The 17,485-nt window shown below is 38.2% G+C and carries 20 protein-coding genes and 1 riboswitch; of the genes, 13 read left to right on the top strand and 7 right to left on the bottom strand.

Translation table 11 applies throughout. The features are described from left to right. Positions 1 to 87 precede the first annotated feature (87 nt). Positions 88 to 1,374, top strand: a complete 1,287-nt coding sequence (locus ACZ48W_RS04835) for a ComEC/Rec2 family competence protein (RefSeq protein WP_464830221.1) — start codon at positions 88 to 90, stop codon at positions 1,372 to 1,374. Here the strand turns inward: ACZ48W_RS04835 and ACZ48W_RS04830 are convergent. From ACZ48W_RS04830 to ACZ48W_RS04820, 3 genes are read right to left on the bottom strand one after another with little or no spacing between them, the layout of a single operon-like run. Next, positions 1,324 to 2,160: a YihY family inner membrane protein gene (locus ACZ48W_RS04830; RefSeq protein ID WP_464830220.1), complete on the bottom strand. Its 837-nt coding sequence runs from the start codon at positions 2,158 to 2,160 to the stop codon at positions 1,324 to 1,326. The genes ACZ48W_RS04835 and ACZ48W_RS04830 overlap by 51 nt on opposite strands. A 57-nt stretch (positions 2,161 to 2,217) precedes the next feature. Then, positions 2,218 to 3,606, bottom strand: coding sequence for an FAD-binding oxidoreductase (locus ACZ48W_RS04825; RefSeq protein WP_464830218.1), 1,389 nt, complete (start codon positions 3,604 to 3,606; stop codon positions 2,218 to 2,220). Next, entirely contained in the window at positions 3,606 to 4,289 is a 684-nt protein-coding gene (locus ACZ48W_RS04820; protein ID WP_464830217.1) for a plasminogen-binding N-terminal domain-containing protein, read from the bottom strand. Before ACZ48W_RS04820 ends, ACZ48W_RS04825 begins: the two co-directional genes overlap by 1 nt. 242 nt (positions 4,290 to 4,531) lie before the next feature. On the opposite strand from ACZ48W_RS04820, the gene ACZ48W_RS04815 reads away from it, so the two are divergent. The 7 genes from ACZ48W_RS04815 to ACZ48W_RS04785 all read left to right on the top strand — a co-directional run bounded on the left by ACZ48W_RS04815 (position 4,532) and on the right by ACZ48W_RS04785 (position 10,550). Continuing rightward, the gene (locus ACZ48W_RS04815) at positions 4,532 to 5,821 is read left to right on the top strand and encodes a peptidoglycan DD-metalloendopeptidase family protein (RefSeq protein WP_464830216.1); all 1,290 of its coding nucleotides are present in this window, start codon (positions 4,532 to 4,534) and stop codon (positions 5,819 to 5,821) included. After that, complete coding sequence (locus ACZ48W_RS04810) at positions 5,811 to 6,401, top strand: NUDIX hydrolase (RefSeq protein ID WP_464830215.1); 591 nt, start codon at positions 5,811 to 5,813, stop codon at positions 6,399 to 6,401. Before ACZ48W_RS04815 ends, ACZ48W_RS04810 begins: the two co-directional genes overlap by 11 nt. Then, entirely contained in the window at positions 6,376 to 7,008 is a 633-nt protein-coding gene (locus tag ACZ48W_RS04805) for a response regulator transcription factor (RefSeq protein ID WP_464830214.1), read from the top strand. Before ACZ48W_RS04810 ends, ACZ48W_RS04805 begins: the two co-directional genes overlap by 26 nt. Continuing rightward, entirely contained in the window at positions 6,995 to 8,044 is a 1,050-nt protein-coding gene (locus ACZ48W_RS04800) for a sensor histidine kinase (RefSeq protein ID WP_464830213.1), read from the top strand. Before ACZ48W_RS04805 ends, ACZ48W_RS04800 begins: the two co-directional genes overlap by 14 nt. Positions 8,045 to 8,101: 57 nt before the next feature. Beyond that, the gene (locus tag ACZ48W_RS04795; protein WP_464830211.1) at positions 8,102 to 8,476 is read left to right on the top strand and encodes a hypothetical protein; all 375 of its coding nucleotides are present in this window, start codon (positions 8,102 to 8,104) and stop codon (positions 8,474 to 8,476) included. Between the two features lie 5 nt (positions 8,477 to 8,481). Next, positions 8,482 to 9,243 carry a hypothetical protein gene (locus tag ACZ48W_RS04790; RefSeq protein WP_464830209.1) on the top strand — a complete coding sequence of 254 codons (762 nt, stop codon included), beginning with the start codon at positions 8,482 to 8,484 and terminating at the stop codon, positions 9,241 to 9,243. Between the two features lie 137 nt (positions 9,244 to 9,380). After that, the gene (locus ACZ48W_RS04785; protein WP_464830208.1) at positions 9,381 to 10,550 is read left to right on the top strand and encodes a hypothetical protein; all 1,170 of its coding nucleotides are present in this window, start codon (positions 9,381 to 9,383) and stop codon (positions 10,548 to 10,550) included. 87 nt (positions 10,551 to 10,637) lie between these two features. On the opposite strand, the gene ACZ48W_RS04780 is transcribed toward ACZ48W_RS04785, so the two are convergent. Next, complete coding sequence (locus ACZ48W_RS04780; protein WP_464830206.1) at positions 10,638 to 11,135, bottom strand: globin domain-containing protein; 498 nt, start codon at positions 11,133 to 11,135, stop codon at positions 10,638 to 10,640. A 46-nt stretch (positions 11,136 to 11,181) separates the two neighbouring features. Continuing rightward, the gene (locus ACZ48W_RS04775; protein ID WP_464830205.1) at positions 11,182 to 12,054 is read right to left on the bottom strand and encodes a carbon-nitrogen hydrolase; all 873 of its coding nucleotides are present in this window, start codon (positions 12,052 to 12,054) and stop codon (positions 11,182 to 11,184) included. Between the two features lie 103 nt (positions 12,055 to 12,157). Next, a riboswitch (cyclic di-GMP riboswitch) is annotated at positions 12,158 to 12,234 on the top strand. A gap of 66 nt (positions 12,235 to 12,300) precedes the next feature. Between ACZ48W_RS04775 and ACZ48W_RS04770 the strand changes: the two genes are divergently transcribed. Further along, a complete protein-coding gene (locus ACZ48W_RS04770) occupies positions 12,301 to 12,888 on the top strand; it encodes a CAP domain-containing protein (RefSeq protein ID WP_464830204.1) in 588 nt (195 codons plus the stop codon). Here ACZ48W_RS04770 and ACZ48W_RS04765 read toward each other — a convergent pair. Together ACZ48W_RS04765 and ACZ48W_RS04760 are read right to left on the bottom strand one after the other, a co-directional pair. Then, the gene (locus ACZ48W_RS04765) at positions 12,885 to 13,907 is read right to left on the bottom strand and encodes an agmatine deiminase family protein (RefSeq protein WP_464830203.1); all 1,023 of its coding nucleotides are present in this window, start codon (positions 13,905 to 13,907) and stop codon (positions 12,885 to 12,887) included. The two genes, ACZ48W_RS04770 and ACZ48W_RS04765, sit on opposite strands and share 4 nt — an antisense overlap. Then, complete coding sequence (locus ACZ48W_RS04760) at positions 13,885 to 14,022, bottom strand: hypothetical protein (RefSeq protein WP_464830202.1); 138 nt, start codon at positions 14,020 to 14,022, stop codon at positions 13,885 to 13,887. The genes ACZ48W_RS04765 and ACZ48W_RS04760 overlap by 23 nt, the downstream gene beginning before the upstream one ends. A 40-nt stretch (positions 14,023 to 14,062) precedes the next feature. Here ACZ48W_RS04760 and ACZ48W_RS04755 point away from each other — a divergent pair, with 40 nt between their 5' ends. The 4 genes from ACZ48W_RS04755 (at position 14,063) to ACZ48W_RS04740 (ending at position 17,378) form a co-directional block, all read left to right on the top strand. Continuing rightward, positions 14,063 to 15,067, top strand: coding sequence for an alanine racemase (locus ACZ48W_RS04755; protein WP_464830201.1), 1,005 nt, complete (start codon positions 14,063 to 14,065; stop codon positions 15,065 to 15,067). A gap of 252 nt (positions 15,068 to 15,319) precedes the next feature. Then, positions 15,320 to 16,453 carry a Fic family protein gene (locus ACZ48W_RS04750; protein ID WP_464830200.1) on the top strand — a complete coding sequence of 378 codons (1,134 nt, stop codon included), beginning with the start codon at positions 15,320 to 15,322 and terminating at the stop codon, positions 16,451 to 16,453. Between the two features lie 87 nt (positions 16,454 to 16,540). Continuing rightward, entirely contained in the window at positions 16,541 to 17,050 is a 510-nt protein-coding gene (locus tag ACZ48W_RS04745) for a transposase (protein WP_464830199.1), read from the top strand. 13 nt (positions 17,051 to 17,063) lie between these two features. After that, the gene (locus ACZ48W_RS04740; protein ID WP_464830471.1) at positions 17,064 to 17,378 is read left to right on the top strand and encodes a transposase; all 315 of its coding nucleotides are present in this window, start codon (positions 17,064 to 17,066) and stop codon (positions 17,376 to 17,378) included. Positions 17,379 to 17,485: the final 107 nt, after the last annotated feature.

The following is a 17,485-nucleotide window of genomic DNA, read 5'->3' as shown; positions in this document are numbered from 1 at the left end:
TATGCAAGTTTGGTGTTAGTCGATTTATGATATATATTTTAAATTGTTTGGCGGAACCGAAGCTGCGGCCATTCAAAGTGGGGGACTATGCAACTGGAAAAACCGAAACTCTTTCCTGAAACCAAAAGTTTTTTATGGGTAATGGGGATTTTGGTATGTATAATCTTAATACGGCTTGCGATAGAGTACCGGACTTACCAGGAGTTTATTTCCAAGCCTTTTTACTATACCTATGCCAAAGTACTTTCTGAAACAAGTAAAACAAAACATGGCAAAACCTATAAAGTATTGAAACTACGCAGTGATGAGGGCTTGACCTTTTATACGACCAGTTATCAAAAAAGATCTTTTTCCGGTCAACGTTTGCGTATGCAGTTATTTCCCAGTGATAAGATCACATTCCTTAGTTACTTAGGTACTTTCTATGTGAAGAGCCGCATTAAAAATGTAGAAGCCCTTCCTTTTACATTTAAAGATGATTTGCTTAAAAAAGTCTCTGCCCAGCATAAGGAGACCACTTTACGGCCATTTTATCATGCGATCTTTTTTGCTACTCCTTTGCCAAAAGCGTTAAGAGAAAAAATAAGTATGCTGGGAGTAAGTCATCTTGTAGCACTGAGTGGATTTCATCTGGGAATACTGTGGGGAGTGGTATATGGAATGCTGTCTTTTCTTTACCGACCAGTACAACAGCGGTATTTCCCTTATCGTCATGCACTTTTCGATGTAGGTCTGTTTACGGTTATATGTTTGGGTATTTATGTATGGTTCGTAGATTTTCCTCCTTCTCTTCTGCGTTCATATGCAATGGTCTTGGTAGGGTGGGCAGTACTTCTGCTGGGGATGGAACTTCTAAGTTTCACATTTTTGACAACTGTACTGTGTATACTTGTGGTACTTTTCCCTTCTCTTTTGGTCTCTCTTGGCTTTTGGTTCTCTGTTGCCGGAGTGTTTTATATTTTTCTTTTATTGCAATATACGAAGAAGTTTGATGCATGGATTATTACTTTACTTTTTATTCCTTTGGGTATTTTTATCTTGATGCTTCCCATAGTACACACTATTTTTGGTCTAACAAGCGGGTATCAGCTTTTGTCTCCTCTGTTATCACTCCTCTTCATCCCTTTTTATCCTTTGGTAATGGTATTGCATCTAGTAAGTCTTGGTGGAGTATTTGACAGTACTTTATCATGGTTATTCGATCTTCCGCAAGGGGGAGAAGAAAAGCTTTTACCTGTATGGACTGTGCTTGGGTATGTTGGTTTATCATTAGGAGCCATTTGGAACCGGAGATTGTTTTATATGGTTTTTGGAGCAGCAGTATTATATATGCTCTATCTCTTCATCCCTGTTGAGCAGATCACAGAACTTTAATCCATGGAGAAAGATAGCCCAGGAAATGTAGATCCATAAAAAGAAAAAGAGTAAGGTGCTGATACTTCCATAGATACTTGCATAGGTTTTGTTATGCATAACGTAAAAGATGAATGCACTTTTAGAAAGATACCAGATAAGTGAAGCGATAAAAGAGCTTATCATGGCAGCCCGTACATCAATACGTGTATTTGCGGAGAGTTGATAGGCTGCATAGAACATCATCCAAACGATAAAGTAAGGTAAAAATGTATAAATGTGTATGGCGCTTGTAATACTGTTTTTATCCAGATAACTTTGGATAAAGGAAGAGACGTAAAATGATCCCCCCATCATAGCCGGTATAATAAGAATGAGTAATAAATACGTTTTAACGGCACTCCAGACCGTTCGGGTAGGGACATTAAAAATATCATTAACGATATAGTCATAGTTTTTAAAGAACATGATAGTGGCAAAGAGTACATAAAATCCACCCATAACCCCCAGTTTATCTGAGTTTGCGATAAAGGTGTTGATGTATCCCATTACTTCTTTCGAGTCTGTGGGCATCAGATTGGAAAAAATGAGTGTTTCTATTTTACTGTAAACGGTATCAAAAAGAGGTAGTGTAGTAAAAATAGCAAGCATGATAGCCAGTAAAGGGATAATGGAAAAAAGTGTACTCCAACTTAAACTGGAAGCATAGTGTCCCAGTTTATCTTCAAAAAGGTCTTTGAAGAAATCTCTTATGAATAGATAATAGTTTCGAAGAAGTGTTTTGAATGCGGTATTTGTTTTTTTCATTGTTTACTCCTGACAGGACTCATGTCCTCGGAGAACCTGGGAACGAGTCTATCCCTTTTAATTAGGTAACCCCATTTTCCCAGGGTTTAGAATGTTGTTAGGGTCAAATGCATGTTTGATACTTTTGAAAAGGTCAAGTTCTGCAGCATTGAATGCAATATTCATAAACGGTGCTTTACTTGTGCCTATACCATGTTCACCACTGAGTGTACCACCCATATCGACTACGAGTTCAAATATCTCTTCTATGGCTTGATGCCCCTCTTCAAGCTGCTTCTCATCAGAACCGTCCACCATGACATTAACATGGATATTCCCGTCGCCTGCGTGTCCGAAACACGGTACTTTAAATCCGTATTTGTCACCGATGGAATAGATGCGTTTAAGTGCTTCTGGAAGCATGGATCTAGGAACTGAGATATCTTCATTAAGTTTCTTGCTTCCAAAGATGGTAATGGAGGGGGATGCATTACGTCTGGCATACCAGAGTTCGTCTCTCTCTTTGTCATTGTTGGCAATGACAAACTCCTGTGCACCATTCTCTTTGAACGATTTTCCAAGGATCTCAAGTTGGAACTCTACTTCCTCTGTCACATTTCCATCTACATCTCCAATGAGCAGTGCACCTGCATCTTCAGGAAGTTCAATACCTAACTTCTCTTTGAGTGCCTGAACAACCAAATCATCCATGAACTCCATTGCTACAGGGTTTGCTCCTGCTGCCAGAGATTTAAACACAGCATTCATCGCATCATCTACAGAAGGGAAGATACCCATATAGGCTTTGGTAAATTTAGGTTTTGGAATAAGCTTGACCGTAATTTCAGTCAATACCGCAAGTGTTCCTTCACTTGCAATCAGGATACCCGCAATGTTATATCCTGCTACATCTTTAATGGTACGTTTTCCTGCACGGATAATGTCACCATTGGGACGTACTGCACGCAATGCCATGACGTAGTCTTTTGTAATACCATACTTGGCTGCACGCATACCGCCGGCATTTTCACTGACATTCCCTCCCAGTGTTGAGTACTCCTCGCTTGCCGGATCCGGTGGATAGAAAAGACCTACTTCTTCTACCGCTTTTTGCAGATCCATATTGATCACCCCAGGCTGTACGACTGCAACCATATTTTCCATATCGATCTCAAGGATCTTGTTCATATGTTTTTCCATAGCAAGTGTGATACCGCCGCTGGTAGGCAGTGCACCGCCTGTAAAACCGGAACCTGCACCACGAGGTGTGATCACAATGTGATGGTGGTTACAGTAGACAAGGATACGGCTTACATCCTCTTCATCTCTGGGAAAAACCACTGCATCAGGCTCAAAGCGTGTACGGGTAGCATCATAGGAGTAGGCAATGAGATGTGCTTTGTCACTATAGACATTCTCATCTCCTACAATATCTTTAAGTGATTGTATATGTTTGGGATCCAGCACTATAGGGCCTCCACAGTTTCGTAGTAGTTTCCTTTTTCACTTTTGGAGAACCAGCCTGTTTGTATCTCATCAAAACGCATATAGAAAGGGTATAATCCTTGTTTAGGAAGATTACTCATGGTTTTTTGGCTGACTATCTGACCGGAAACAGGGTCTAAAAGTACAGCGGAACCATTACGTACGATATAGATCAGCCCTACTTCATATTTTCTGGCAAATGCTGCAAGATTTTCTCTGGTCGGATGTGATTCTCCCGCTTCAGAAAGAAAAAGTGCAAAAAGATCCGGGTGAACCCATTTCTTATGATATGCAGAAGTGATTTTGGCATAGGTGTCCGCATTCGGGGCTAAAAGCAGAACAGTATTGTAAAGATATCCTCCGATAACCTTGTCCCCCTTTGTAACAGCTGTTTTGATTGTTGGCAGTGCATCATGGTGTATGATGTCCCTGCTTATGATTTTTGCACTTCCGTCAGATGAAGTCTGTGTGAGATAAGCAGTGACAGCCTCCAGGGAATTACCATAATCATGGATTACTACAGCACTCATACCGTTAATAGGAAGAGAGGATTTTAGTGAAACAGTGTTTTCTCCTGTTTTTGAGACAGAAGTATGTACGGTAGAAGGAAAAAATCCTGCAAACAGAGGTAGAGCGGTTAAAGCAATAAGTGCTATTTTACGCATAGCGATCCTTTGTAGATAAAAATTATATTAGATTGATTATACAAGCAAAAGATTAAAAGTTTATTGAGGGAGGGGGAATAGGACTCTTTGAATATCCCAGACACAGTATAATACACTTGAAAAAGACAGAATACAATAAAACGATTATAGAAAATCACTTGCAGATAAGTTGTGTTCCATAGCTATCCCCTTAACTTAATTAAGTTATAATAATGCCCAATTGAATAGGGTGATGGAGTGGAATGAAGTATATTGTCGTGTTTGTGTTGATGTGTACCTTTACCTTTGGTATGAAGGTGACTCATAAAGAGTGGAAAAAGGGAAAAACATTTTCAGAGTATTTGGAATCGCAGAATATTTCAGCAGATCTTCTGAATTCTATTTCAAAGGAAGATCAAAAGTTCCTTTCCGAAATTCGAAGCCGTTATAAATATTATGAACTTATAAACAGGAATGGCATATTAGTGCAAGCACTGATCCCCATTAGTGAAGAGATGCAGATCCATTTGTTCAAAAAGGCTGAAAGCAGTGAATATGGTTTTGATATTATTCCTATTGTATATAAGAAAGATCTCTATTTCGCCAAGGTTATAATTCAGGAAAATCCGTATACAGATACTTTGAAAGCGACACAACAGCCCATAGTAGCAAAAAAGATATCTCAGGCACTGAAAGGTGTGATCAATACAAAGAAACTGCATAAAGAGGATGAGATAGATTTTATCTATGATCAGAAAACACGACTTGGCAAACCTTATGCAATGCCGAATATTAAAGTTGTTAGAGTCAAAATGGGTAAAAAAGAGCAGTTCATCTATGTGGATGAAGATGGGTATGGCTATAAAAGTACGGACAAATCCCAGGCATATACTGTGAACGGCAAGAAAAAAGTGACCTATATGCGCAGGGTACCTGTGAGCAGTAGAAGTTCAAGATTCGGTATGCCATTGCGACATGCTCGGATTACGTCAGGTTTTTCTTACAGAAGATGGCATCCTATTCTGCATCGCTACCGTCCGCATCATGGAACGGATTTTGGAGCGAGAAGGGGGACGCCGCTTTTGGCTGTGAATTCAGGAAAAGTCATCTTTGCCGGCTGGATGGGCGGTTACGGTAAAGTAGTGAAGATCAAACATGCAGGCGGGTATGTTTCACTTTATGCGCATCAAAGCCGTATACGTGTTAAAAGGGGACAAAGAGTTAAAAAAGGCCAGATCATCGGTTATGTGGGAAGTACAGGAAGGAGTACCGGTCCGCACTTGCATTTCGGATTGATGAAGAACGGGCGATGGGTAAATCCTATGAAAGTATTACGCAGAAAATCCATCAAAACCTCTATATTGAAAAAATTCACGAAATATGAAAATGTGAAAACAATAAAATATAAAAAAGTCGATATAAAAGGTGCAAAAAAGAATAAAGAGAAACTTTTGGTTTACCTGAAAAATGATACGCCATCGTATATTTGGGGTAAAGAACATAAAGCAGGTTATAGAGTACATGATAAGGAAATTCTGGAAAATGAAGAATAAAATTGAGAACTTTCAATTGAATCCGCTTGATGATTCCAAGTTTATTTCAACTGCTTTGGCAACATACGATCAAAACGGTATCAGAAAAAAATGGGAGATCGTACAGGCACATGACAGTGTTGCTGTATTGATCTATCATAGAGAAAAAGATGCTTTTATTCTTGTGAAACAGTTCAGACCCGCTGTATATTTGAATAATAGAAACGGAATGACGATAGAACTTTGTGCAGGGATTGTTGATAAAAATCTTTCTCTGCTACAGATAGTAAAAGAGGAAATAGAGGAAGAATGCGGGTATGATGTACCACTTGAAAAGATAGAAAAGATCACCTCTTTTTATACTTCTGTCGGTTTTGCAGGAAGCAGACAGACACTCTATTATGCAGAGGTGGATAAAAGTATGGAAGTCTCAGAAGGTGGTGGTATAGAGGGAGAGCTTATTGAAGTAATCGAGCTCTCCATAGAAGATGCTGAAACATTTATTTATAATGAAACTGTTGCAAAAACACCAGGATTGATGTTTGCTTTTATGTGGTGGTTCTCAAGGAGAAAAGATGAAGATATTATTATTGGAAGATGACCATATCCTATGTGAAAGTCTTACAGAATATTTGGAGCTTGAAGGATATTGTGTAGACAGAGCACACCGTGGTGAAGAGGTTTTTGATCTTACATTTGATCATGATTATGATCTGTATATTTTAGATATTAATGTCCCTGATATTAATGGATTTGATGTTTTGAAAGCCTTAAAAGAGTCCGGTGACAAAACACCGGCTATCTATATTACGGCGTTGACTGATGTGGCATCCATCTCCAAAGGTTTTGGTATCGGAGCGGAAGATTATATTAAAAAACCTTTTGATCCGGAGGAGTTGGTGATACGTATCAAAAGTCATTATCTGAAAAAAAGGACAATGATATATTATAAGGATCTGTCTTATGACCCCAGTACAAAAATTTTGCAGAAAAGCGGAAAGACCGTAGGATTAGGAGAGATCCAGATGAATCTGTTCCACACACTGATCACCAGGATAGATGAGATCGTAGATCATTATGAATTAATGGAACTGCTGGAACAGTCTAATGCCAATGCTTTGCGTGTTAATTTGGCAAAACTCAAAAATAAATTGGATATAGATATAAAAAATATCAGAGGCAAGGGGTATATGATTGAAAAAATATGAAATAGAGTCTTTGCTTAAGAACTTTTTTCTTTTTTTTACACTTTTGGAGATCCTGATATCTATTATTTTCTGGCAGCAATTCAATAATGAAAAAAGAACATTGGACAATGAGATACATACTCAAATGAAGCTTTGCAGCTATACGATGAAATGTGATGATTTCAGTCTGGATTTTGTGCCCGCTTCACAAAAGACAGAGAGGGAAAAACTCTATAAAAATAAAAATATCTATAGTTACTTTACGGTTCCTACGGTAGATAATTATCTCATGAAAGTGATATTGGCACAAAAAAAATATGAAGAGAAAATAGCTACAGTTAAAAATAATCTGATCATTGATATGCTGCTTTTCTCTGTTTTTATTATGCTGCTCTCTTTGCTTTTTTCTCTTTATGCACTTAAACCGCTTAAAAAAGCACTTCATTTGAATGAAGAGTTCGTAAAAGATATTTTACATGATTTCAATACACCCATCTCTTCTATGGTAATCAATTTTAAACTTTTAAAAAAAGAAACCGGTGAAAATAAAAAGATCAATAGAGTAGAAAACAATATTGAAACCATTCTGACTCTCCAAAAGAACCTGCAAACATTCCTTAAAGGTATTCATACGCAAAAAGAACAATTTGATTTGAGTGACCTGCTGCAAAGAAGGGTTCAGTATTTTAATACGCTATATCCGGATATTCGGTATTCTCTTGAAGTGAAGCATATATCTTTAGATATCAATAAGGATGCATTTACAAGGATCATTGACAATATTTTGAGTAATGCCGGAAAATATAATATTAGAAACGGAACAGTTCATATTTTTGCAGATCATGATACACTCGTGATCAAAGATAGCGGTATAGGGATTAAAAATCCTTTAAAAATATTTGAAAGATTTTATAAAGAGCAGGATAGAGGAATAGGTATAGGAATGCATATTGTTAAAAAATTATGTGATGAATTATCTATTGGGATCAAAATAGAAAGTCAAGAGAAAAATGGTACAAAAGTGATGTTGGATCTATCCAAGGTAATATTGAAGTAACTTTTTTTAACTATACTTATGATATAATTTTTATAAGTAAAGGGCATAATGAACGTGATGAAATATATATTTGTATTATCTATTTTCCTGACAACCCATATTTATGCGGAAACAGATATCTCTGCACAGATCGCACAGCTTAAGCATGCAAAAAAATCTGAAAAATATATGATTATGAATAAGATAAAGATACAGATTGCAAAACTCAACAGTGAGCAGAGAACAAAGGCTATTTCCCAGCTGAGAGATGCGATGAGCAATTCCGGAGATGCAATGCAATTGCCGCAAATGCCAGTACCGCCTTTAACGAAGCCTCTTCAAGATATGCCGCAGATGCCGCCGGTACCTCCGTCTATAGGAGATATTTCTCTTCCTGCACCCCAGGTAACGATGTCCGTACCGGATATTCAGACACCTAAGGGAGGGCAGTAACTCCAATGAGGTTTTTGCTTTTACTCTCTTTGCTTTTTGTAAATCTATTGGCATCTGTTGACAGTGATATGGATGGTGTAGATAATGATGTAGATCAGTGTCCAAATACACCTTTCTTTGAATTGGTTGATAAAACAGGATGTACAACCAGAAAACTTTCTCTTAAAGCAGAACACCATTTTGATATCATGCTGGGTGCCGGTTATGTGGAAACAGGCAATGGTACAAATGATACTTTGGTCTCATTTATGGCTGACTATTATTATAAGAATTTTATAGTTACTCTGTTTACCCAGTCTTATTCCCAGAACAATACTTATGCAGGCAATGATCTCTATCTGTCCGTAAACTATAAATTAAAAATGGATCATATGACCATGAAATTCGGGCCGGGTATGGTACTGCCTATAGCTTCAGACAGCAGTAATGAAACAGATTATTTTTTGAATGTGAATATGAATTATAAAATAGATAAATTTGATATGAATTTTTATTACAAATATACGTTTATGCATGATGAGATGACCCGGAATATAGATACAAAATCGGTAAGTATAGGATATTATCTGTTTGACACTACCTATATCAATCTCTCATACAGCAGAGAGAAATCAGTTTACAGCAGTATTGAAGATATTGAAAATACAACATTGATGGTAAATCATGCTTTCAATAGGCACTGGTTTATGAATCTGAGGGTTTCTCACGGTCTGAGTGATAGTGCAAGTGACCTTTCTACGATTGTGAATCTTGGCTACTATTTTTAAACAGGGTGCTCTACCCGTTTTATAATAATACTTCAAAAACAGTATAGGCTCTATGGTTATAACTATAATAACTTCTAGTAATTTTCAGGTAATACTTCTTTGTCATAATACCAGTATCAATTTTAAAGGATGGAATTATGAAAAAAACAAGTATTATAGCAGTAACTGCATTGGTAGCAGGTTTTGGTTTAGTTGGTTGTGGTGGTGGAGGTTCAGCTTCCGGATCAACAGAGACAACAGTACAGGGAACTGCTGTAGATCCTGAACTGGTAGGTGCGACAGTATGTTTGGATATCAATAACAATGGTGAATGTGAAACTACTGAGCCTTCAGTAAAAACAGATATGAACGGTACTTACAGTATGACTGTTTCACAGGATGATATGATAGCTGGAGCAACATTGCTTGTACAGGGTGGATATGACAGAGTGACAAAAATGCCGTTTACAGGTACGATGACAGCAATGATCGATGAAGCAAACCTTGCTGCACAACAGATGATCACACCACTTACTACTTTAGTATATGAAACAGCTATGGCAGCAGATATGAATATGACAGCTGCTCAGGAAAGAGTTGCATCTGTCCTTGGATTGACAGTAGAAGAATTGCAGGCAAATATGCTTGAATTAGAGGATCAGGGAGCACTTCAGGCAGCAATGGCATTACAACAGGCTGCAGAGCTTGCAACAGATACCAATGATACAAGAGCATTCTATAGAGCAATCGCAGAAGAGATGTCTGTTCCGGAAATAGACTTATTGGAAGTAGGCGGAAGTACATTAGGTACATTGATCGCTACGATTGCAGATCAGAATCTCAGTGGAGTAGAGCAGTTACGTGTACAATATTTTGCTGAAGCAATGGATGTAATGAATGTAATTTCTGATTCTGAACTTTATGCCATGAGTGTGGAAAGAATGCAGGAGATGATTGCTGATATGAATATAAGCGGTATAACCGGAGAACTGGAAACAGATTACGAGTTGGTTTCAAATTTTGTAGATGCGATTATGGTGCTTTCTCCAGATGATGTAGAAGTGTACGTTACAGAACATTTACTGGAAGCAGCAGGAGTGGCACAAGAACTTATTGACCCTGTGACAGAAGTGATCATTGCAAATGCAGAAATTACGGTAGATACAGCTTTTGGTATGATGAGTGAAATAATGGTACAGAATGAAACGGAAATTAAAACAAAACTTGTAGATACTTTAGATTACAGTGAAGCTGAAGCACAAACAAAATATGATGAAATGGTTTTAAAACTGGAAACAATGGAAGCTGCATTTGCACCAGCTTCTTAAGAAAAAGATTGAATAGAGTTCCATCCTTCTTACAGGATGGAATAGCATATCAAAGAGAACCTGGAACAGGTTCAGGCAGAGAGAAAATTATTTCTCTTCCGCTGCCTGTGTATATGCTGCATAATAGGTACTGCCGTCAGCAAAAGTATTGACAGTCAGTTTTGAGAAGTTTTCAAGGTAGCTCCAAAAATCTTCTATTAGTTTTTTATCTACATTTTCAAGCTCTTCAAGGGCTTCCCTCATAGTACCAAGCCACTCTATGCGTGATTTCTCAGTAATAGAAAAATCATCATGAAGCCTGATCATATATTCATTAAGCTCCATTCCTTTTGCTTCATCTTCATAGACTTTCGGTCCACCACAGATCTGGATGAAAAATTTGGTATTTTTAACTTTGACCGCTTCAAACTCTTCTTCATCTTGGGGAAAGAAGTGGGCGATATCACTCTCATAGATCTTGTCATAAAAGTTATACATGAGTTCTCGCATTCCATCTTCACCACCAATAGCCTCATAAAATGCTATAGCAGGGTTATGAAAGTGAACTTGTTCACCTTTTTTTACGGGGGTAATATCCATTGACATGATTGTTCCTTGGGAAAATATTTTTACGGATTATAATTAAAATAACTTAATCGCAGAAACGTTTTAATAGACAATTGTAATCTTCTATACGTCTATCCCGTAGAAATGGCCAGATGTCTCGTACTTCTTTGGTGCGTGCATGCGCTATATTTGCATAGAGAATGGTTTCACTTTCATTATCTGCCTGAGCTAACATCTCACCTTGTGCACCGCAGACAAAGGAATTACCCCAAAAGCGAATCCCTTTCATTACTCTACTGCTGTCGGCTTCAAATCCTACACGGTTACAGCTGACTACAGGGATACCATTAGCAATGGCATGGGAACGTTGTATGGTGATCCAACTTTCCAGTTGTCGTTGTTTCTCCTCTTGAGTATCTTCATCAAACCAGCCAATGGCTGTAGGGTAGATGAGAACTTCAGCCCCTTTGAGTGTCATAATACGAGCCGCTTCAGGATACCATTGATCCCAGCATACCAGTACACCAAGTTTACCAATAGAGGTTTGTATGGGTTCAAATCCAAGATCACCAGGGGTAAAGTAAAACTTTTCATAAAAACCAGGGTCATCAGGAATGTGCATTTTTCGGTATTTCCCTGCAATGGAGCCGTCTTTTTCAAAGACTACAGCAGTATTGTGGTAGAGACCCGGTGCACGTTTTTCAAAAAGTGAAATGACAAGTACAATACTGTTTTCTTTGGCAATACTGCTCCAAAACAATACATCTGCTTCAAAATCAGAAGCATATTCAAAAAAATTTGTATCTTCACTTTGGCAGAAGTACTCATTTTGATGCAATTCCTGCAGAACAATGAGTTCTGCACCATCTTGTGCAGCTTTTTGTATGTTTTGTGTACTTATATTGATAGTAGTATTTTTACTACCATGATATTGTTGTTGGATAAGAGCAATTTGCATAGGCTTTGCCTTTATTTTTCTGTTATTTTAGCATAAGCGTGAGAACTTTGGATTTATTTTATTTTAAATTAGTTTGTGATATTTTATAAAATAAGTTATTAAAAGTTGAAAAAGCCAAACCTGTTGTGAAGCAGGGACGGAAAGCCATGGATCTTTTAGAAAGATCGCCAGGTTGCCAGCGGTCTACACTGTGTATTCCCTCTTTTTCTTTTTAATCAATTCAATAGATGCAATAAAGGAGAGAGAATGTTTCGATATTCTTTTCTGATCATTATCGGTTTATTTACAATGGATGCCCATGCAGGTACGAATGAAACTACTCCTATAGATAGCAGATTCAATACTCCCTATCGTTATGACAGTGACCGTACTATGGTTAAATCGTATCTTGATGTGATCAATATACTCAGAAGCAAACCAAGAAGATGTGGACATAAGGGGGTATTTAAAGCAGCAATGCCTTTGAAATGGAGTGATAAGCTGCATCGGGCCGCTGCTGAACATGCTCATGATATGGCGACACATAATTTATCTCACCATGCGGGTTCCGGAAAATTGACAGATATTACAGGGAGACAAAAAGGGCATGCAAGCAGAGCGTCGGAACGCGGGAAATTTCATGGCTACACATACAGAAAGGCTTTTGCCTTTGCTGAAAATGTAGGTGCCGGGCAGAAAACCCTATCGGAAATTGTGAATGCATGGATGAAAAGTCCTTCCCATTGTGCCAATATCATGAGCCCGAATTTCAGGGAAATGGCATTGGCAAAAAGTACAAATCCAAAGGGGTATTACAAAACGTATTGGACGCTTGATCTTGGGTATAGGCGTTAATAAACAACCTGCATCGTAGAACAGTGGAGACTTCCTCCCTCTTCAATAAGTTTTAAACAATGTACAGGAATGATCTCTTTATCCGGAAATATCCCTTGAAATATCTCTCCGGCTTTTTTATCATTTTTATCATGATAGGCAGGGTAGATGAGTGCATCATTGGTAATGAGAAAATTGGCATAGGTAGCAGGTAGCCTTTCTCTTTCGTCATTATACTTTGCTTCGCACATAGGCAGAGGAATAAGGGTATAAGGATCTCCATTTTTTGTTTTAAATGTTTTGAGTTGTGCTTCCATCCTTTGTAATGATTCATAGTGTTCATCTTCTTTGTCATTACACTTGACATATACTATGGTTTCTTTGTTGACAAAGCGGGCTAAGGTATCTATGTGAGAGTCTGTGTCATCTCCGGCAAGATAACCATGGTCAAGCCATAGAATTCTATCAGCTCCAAGGTAGGTATTTAATTTTTCTTCTATCTCTTTTTTACTCAGTCCACCATTTCTATTTGGATTACAAAGGCACTCTGAAGTAGTGAGGACAGTCCCCTCTCCATCACTTTCTACAGAGCCTCCTTCAAGTACGAAATTGATTTTTTCAAGAGGAGTGACACCCATATAGCCTTTTTGATGTAAATGTTGATTGACACTGTTGTCAAGTGAAGCTTCAAATTTGCCTCCCCAGCCATCAAAAGTGAAGTCAAGCAGTTTAGTCTTGCCTTCTTCTTTGATACTGATGTATCCGTAGTCACGTATCCATGTATCATTGGTAGGTATCTCTATAAAAGTCATGTTTCGAGCAGAACAGAACATAGAAGAGATCTTTTCTTTGTCTTTACAGATGATGTAAACGGCTTCTCCATAAGCAATGGCTTGGGCGATACGGATAAAAGGTGAAAGAGCAGCTTCAAGATCATCTTTTGCCCAGTCTGTTTCTTCATGAGGAAAAGACATAAGTACAGCTCTCTGCTTCTCCCATTCAGCAGGCATTACTCTGTTAGTCAAGGTTACATTTTCCACTGACTCTACCCTCTTTGCTCTCTTTGATACTTTTCCTGAACTCTTTCACAAGAAATCCTGTAAAAATAAGTGTTGCAGCCATCCCAACAACAACTACGCCAGTAAACCAATCCATTTTAATCCCTTTTTACTTATTAAGCATGTATAATCCCTCTATGGCAACTATCACGATCAATAAAGAAAACTTCTATCATAATCTTAACCAAATTGCACTAAAAACCGGCTCGGTAGACAAGATCGCTATTGTTCTCAAAGACAATGCATATGGACATGGTCTGGAGCTTATGGCAAAACTTGCATCCCAGTTTGGCATTAAACATGCCGTAGTGAGAAAGAGTGTAGAGGCAGAGTCTATCAAAGCACTCTTTGAAACCGTTTTAGTTTTGGGTGACAAGATAGTAAAAGATGATAAGTGTTCTTTTGCTATCAATATCCTGAGTGATATTGTGAAAGCCCAAAAAGGTGCAAAAGTAGAGTTGAAAGTAGATACAGGAATGCATCGTAACGGTATAGCACTTGATGAGTTGGATGTTGCATTGGGACTGATAAAAGAACAAGGTTTGGATCTTGTGGGAGTGATGACCCATTTCCGCAGTGCAGATGAACTTGGTTCAGAACTTTTCTGGCAGCAGAAACGCTTTGAAGCAGTAAAAGAGCATGTGAAAAATGAAGGTTTCACCAATGTACGATTCCACTCGCATAACTCAGCAGCTATCCTGCGCAGTAAACATTTTGATGAAGATCTGGTTCGAGTAGGGATAGGGGCTTACGGTTATAATGAACTGCCTCTTTCTTTTGATGAAGTAATACTTAAACCGGTACTCACCCTCCATGCAAAAAAGACCTCTACTCGAGTACTGAAAAAAGGGGAAAGAGTAGGGTACGGAGGAGATTTTATTGCTCCTAAAGAGATGACGGTTTCTACGTATGATCTGGGTTATGGGGATGGTTGGTGCAGAGGTAACTCCGGGCAACCCTACAGTACAGCAGAAGGACTCCCTATACTCGGACGTGTCTCTATGGATTTCATTGTACTTGAATCTACCAAAGAAGAGGTGTGTGTGATGAATGATGCAAAAGAAGCTGCGAAACAGTTTGGAACGATTAGTTATGAAGTGACAACAGCATTAAGTTCTGATATTGAAAGAAAAATAATCTAAAGAAGAATTTTATATTTGAAGTTTTTAATTTTGGTGGAGATGAGGGGGAATTTTACTTCCCCTCTACACCGTGCTTTGCGAGACTAGGCTCTAAATCGTGTACCAATTCGTGTACCACTTCAAACATTTTGCATCTTATCTGCCAAAATAGATAAAGAGTTATTGTATCTTTGAGCTACTTAAATTTGACAATCAGCTCATATTATGATACGATTATCTAAATTAATCAGCTCACACAGACCAAGGATAGAGATGGGAAATGAAAAAATATGGATATGGCAAGATGATACATATCCTCATTTCAAATATGATAAAACCAAATTGAGTAAAAGCCTGTTGTCTATGAGTCAAAATAGTGGCAGACTAGATGGCATACTTACCATGCTCGGAGTTCAAAAAAGCAACGCTCTTAAAGTGGAATCTTCTATCAATGAAATAGTCACCTCCTCCCAAATAGAAGGAGAGGTCTTAGACCGTCAGAGTGTTCGTTCATCGATTCTAAAAAAGATAGATGGTAGGGCTATAAAAAAAGATACTTCTACAAAACATACAGATGGGCTTGTGGCTATGTTTATGGATAGCAGTACAAATAGCTCACCACTTACTATAGAGCGTCTTAATGGGTGGCACAATACTCTATTTCCTGATGGATATAGCGGACTGTATAAAATAAATGTTGCAAAATTTAGAGAAGAGGAGATGTCTGTCGTTTCCTATAAAGGAGGAAGAGAACAGACCCACTATATCGCACCCCCTCCAGATATTTTAGATAAAGAGATGGATTGTTTTTTGGAGTTTGTAAACAAAAGCAAAGAAGAACCCTACACCAAAGCCGCCATAGCCCATTTTTGGTTTGTGACTATACACCCTTATGATGATGGAAATGGCAGAATTGCAAGAGCGATAACAAACTATGTATTATCAAAAGAGCTTGGATTAAATGATGGTTACTACTCCATATCTACAGCCATAGTAGAGGATAAAAAGAGCTACTATGACCTTTTGGAGCACAGTCAAAAGCTGCTTTTCAACAAAAATTTAGAGATCACAGAGTGGATAGCCTGGCATACCGATATGATAAACAAAGCCATAGAAATATCACTGGAACAGGTTCAAATAGCCATACAAAAAGCCAACTTTTGGGACAGAGCAAGAGAGTATTCGCTAAACACTCGCCAAATAAAAGTACTCAATAAGTTATTGGATGCAGGAGAAGATGGTTTCGAGGGTGGTCTAAATACCAAAAAATATATCTCCATAGCCAAAACTTCTACAGCCACAGCCAAGAGAGATATCGCTGATCTGGTCTCAAAAAACCTCATAGAACAAGTAGAGGGAACGGCTGGTAGAAATGTGAGGTATGTTGTTAAGTTAAAGGACACATAGCCTGTTTTCTCTCACCGTATCGCCAAAGAAGAGAAGATACAGCTAAGACGTACCTACGTTAAGGAGATTAAAGGTCACCGTATCTCTTTGCGATTCTTCAGACATCCCAAAAAGATAAAGAAAGCCAGAGCTGCTATGAAAAGATTGGGAACTATCGTGGGTATCCTCATTAGAGATATTTCAAGAAACCTGGGGGATGCACAACTCGCCAAACACAAAGAGGCATTTGATCTCTATGAAAAAGTGATCAGCCAAAAGAAAAAAGATTCCAACAAAGTCTACTCACTTCATGAGAGTCATATCTATGCTATAGCAAAAGGTAAAGACCATAAGAAATATGAGTATGGGACAAAAGCTTCCCTTGTAACTACTATGAAAAGTAACATCATCATAGGTGTTGCAGCACATGAGAAGAATGAGCATGACTCAAAAACACTGGAAGCTGCATTGTCTCACGCGAACAAGCACAGAACAAAACCTATTGTTGAAGCCATCTGCGATAGAGGATACCGTGGCAAAAAAGAAGTAGACGGTACCGTTATCTGTATTCCTGACAGTCCCAAAAAAAGACTAGCTCAACAAGCGTCAGTGCAATAAATCCACTAAATGGATTTATGTAGATACCAAATACCAGAAAGAACAAAAGCGTAAGAAGTTCAGAAGAAAGGCTGCCATTGAACCCATCATTGGTCATGTGAAATCAGACCACAGGATGCAGAGGAACTATCTTAAAGGATTTGTGGGAGATGAGATAAACCTTCTACTGGCTGCAAGTGCATTTAATCTCAGGAAGTGGATGAATAACTTCTTGATGATACTTTTTTTAGTCAAAATAGCATACTTCACTTACCTTTTACGGCATATCAGAGCAGACGAAAGACAAAAATATGCTAAGCTTTATCTGATGTTTTACAGGTTGTGGTAAAATTGATGGTATAGAATTATTGGTTTGCCTTGGGGATAGGTTTTTCAGGGTTGACTAACTAAAATATCAGATTGGTATTACGAAGAAGCTAAGCGTGAAGATATGAG

It is taken from the genome of Sulfurovum aggregans (genome assembly GCF_055385215.1).
Note: the sequence above shows the minus strand (reverse complement) of the source record. Positions and strands in the feature narration are given on the sequence as shown.

Coding starts and splice junctions, on each gene's coding strand:
- ACZ48W_RS04835 (WP_464830221.1), top strand. CDS start 88: ATGCAACTGGAAAAACCGAAACTCTTTCCTGAAACCAAAAGTTTTTTA.
- ACZ48W_RS04830 (WP_464830220.1), bottom strand. CDS start 2,160: ATGAAAAAAACAAATACCGCATTCAAAACACTTCTTCGAAACTATTAT.
- ACZ48W_RS04820 (WP_464830217.1), bottom strand. CDS start 4,289: ATGCGTAAAATAGCACTTATTGCTTTAACCGCTCTACCTCTGTTTGCA.
- ACZ48W_RS04815 (WP_464830216.1), top strand. CDS start 4,532: ATGAAGTATATTGTCGTGTTTGTGTTGATGTGTACCTTTACCTTTGGT.
- ACZ48W_RS04810 (WP_464830215.1), top strand. CDS start 5,811: ATGAAGAATAAAATTGAGAACTTTCAATTGAATCCGCTTGATGATTCC.
- ACZ48W_RS04805 (WP_464830214.1), top strand. CDS start 6,376: ATGAAGATATTATTATTGGAAGATGACCATATCCTATGTGAAAGTCTT.
- ACZ48W_RS04795 (WP_464830211.1), top strand. CDS start 8,102: ATGAAATATATATTTGTATTATCTATTTTCCTGACAACCCATATTTAT.
- ACZ48W_RS04790 (WP_464830209.1), top strand. CDS start 8,482: ATGAGGTTTTTGCTTTTACTCTCTTTGCTTTTTGTAAATCTATTGGCA.
- ACZ48W_RS04785 (WP_464830208.1), top strand. CDS start 9,381: ATGAAAAAAACAAGTATTATAGCAGTAACTGCATTGGTAGCAGGTTTT.
- ACZ48W_RS04780 (WP_464830206.1), bottom strand. CDS start 11,135: ATGTCAATGGATATTACCCCCGTAAAAAAAGGTGAACAAGTTCACTTT.
- ACZ48W_RS04775 (WP_464830205.1), bottom strand. CDS start 12,054: ATGCAAATTGCTCTTATCCAACAACAATATCATGGTAGTAAAAATACT.
- ACZ48W_RS04770 (WP_464830204.1), top strand. CDS start 12,301: ATGTTTCGATATTCTTTTCTGATCATTATCGGTTTATTTACAATGGAT.
- ACZ48W_RS04760 (WP_464830202.1), bottom strand. CDS start 14,022: ATGGATTGGTTTACTGGCGTAGTTGTTGTTGGGATGGCTGCAACACTT.
- ACZ48W_RS04755 (WP_464830201.1), top strand. CDS start 14,063: ATGGCAACTATCACGATCAATAAAGAAAACTTCTATCATAATCTTAAC.
- ACZ48W_RS04750 (WP_464830200.1), top strand. CDS start 15,320: ATGGGAAATGAAAAAATATGGATATGGCAAGATGATACATATCCTCAT.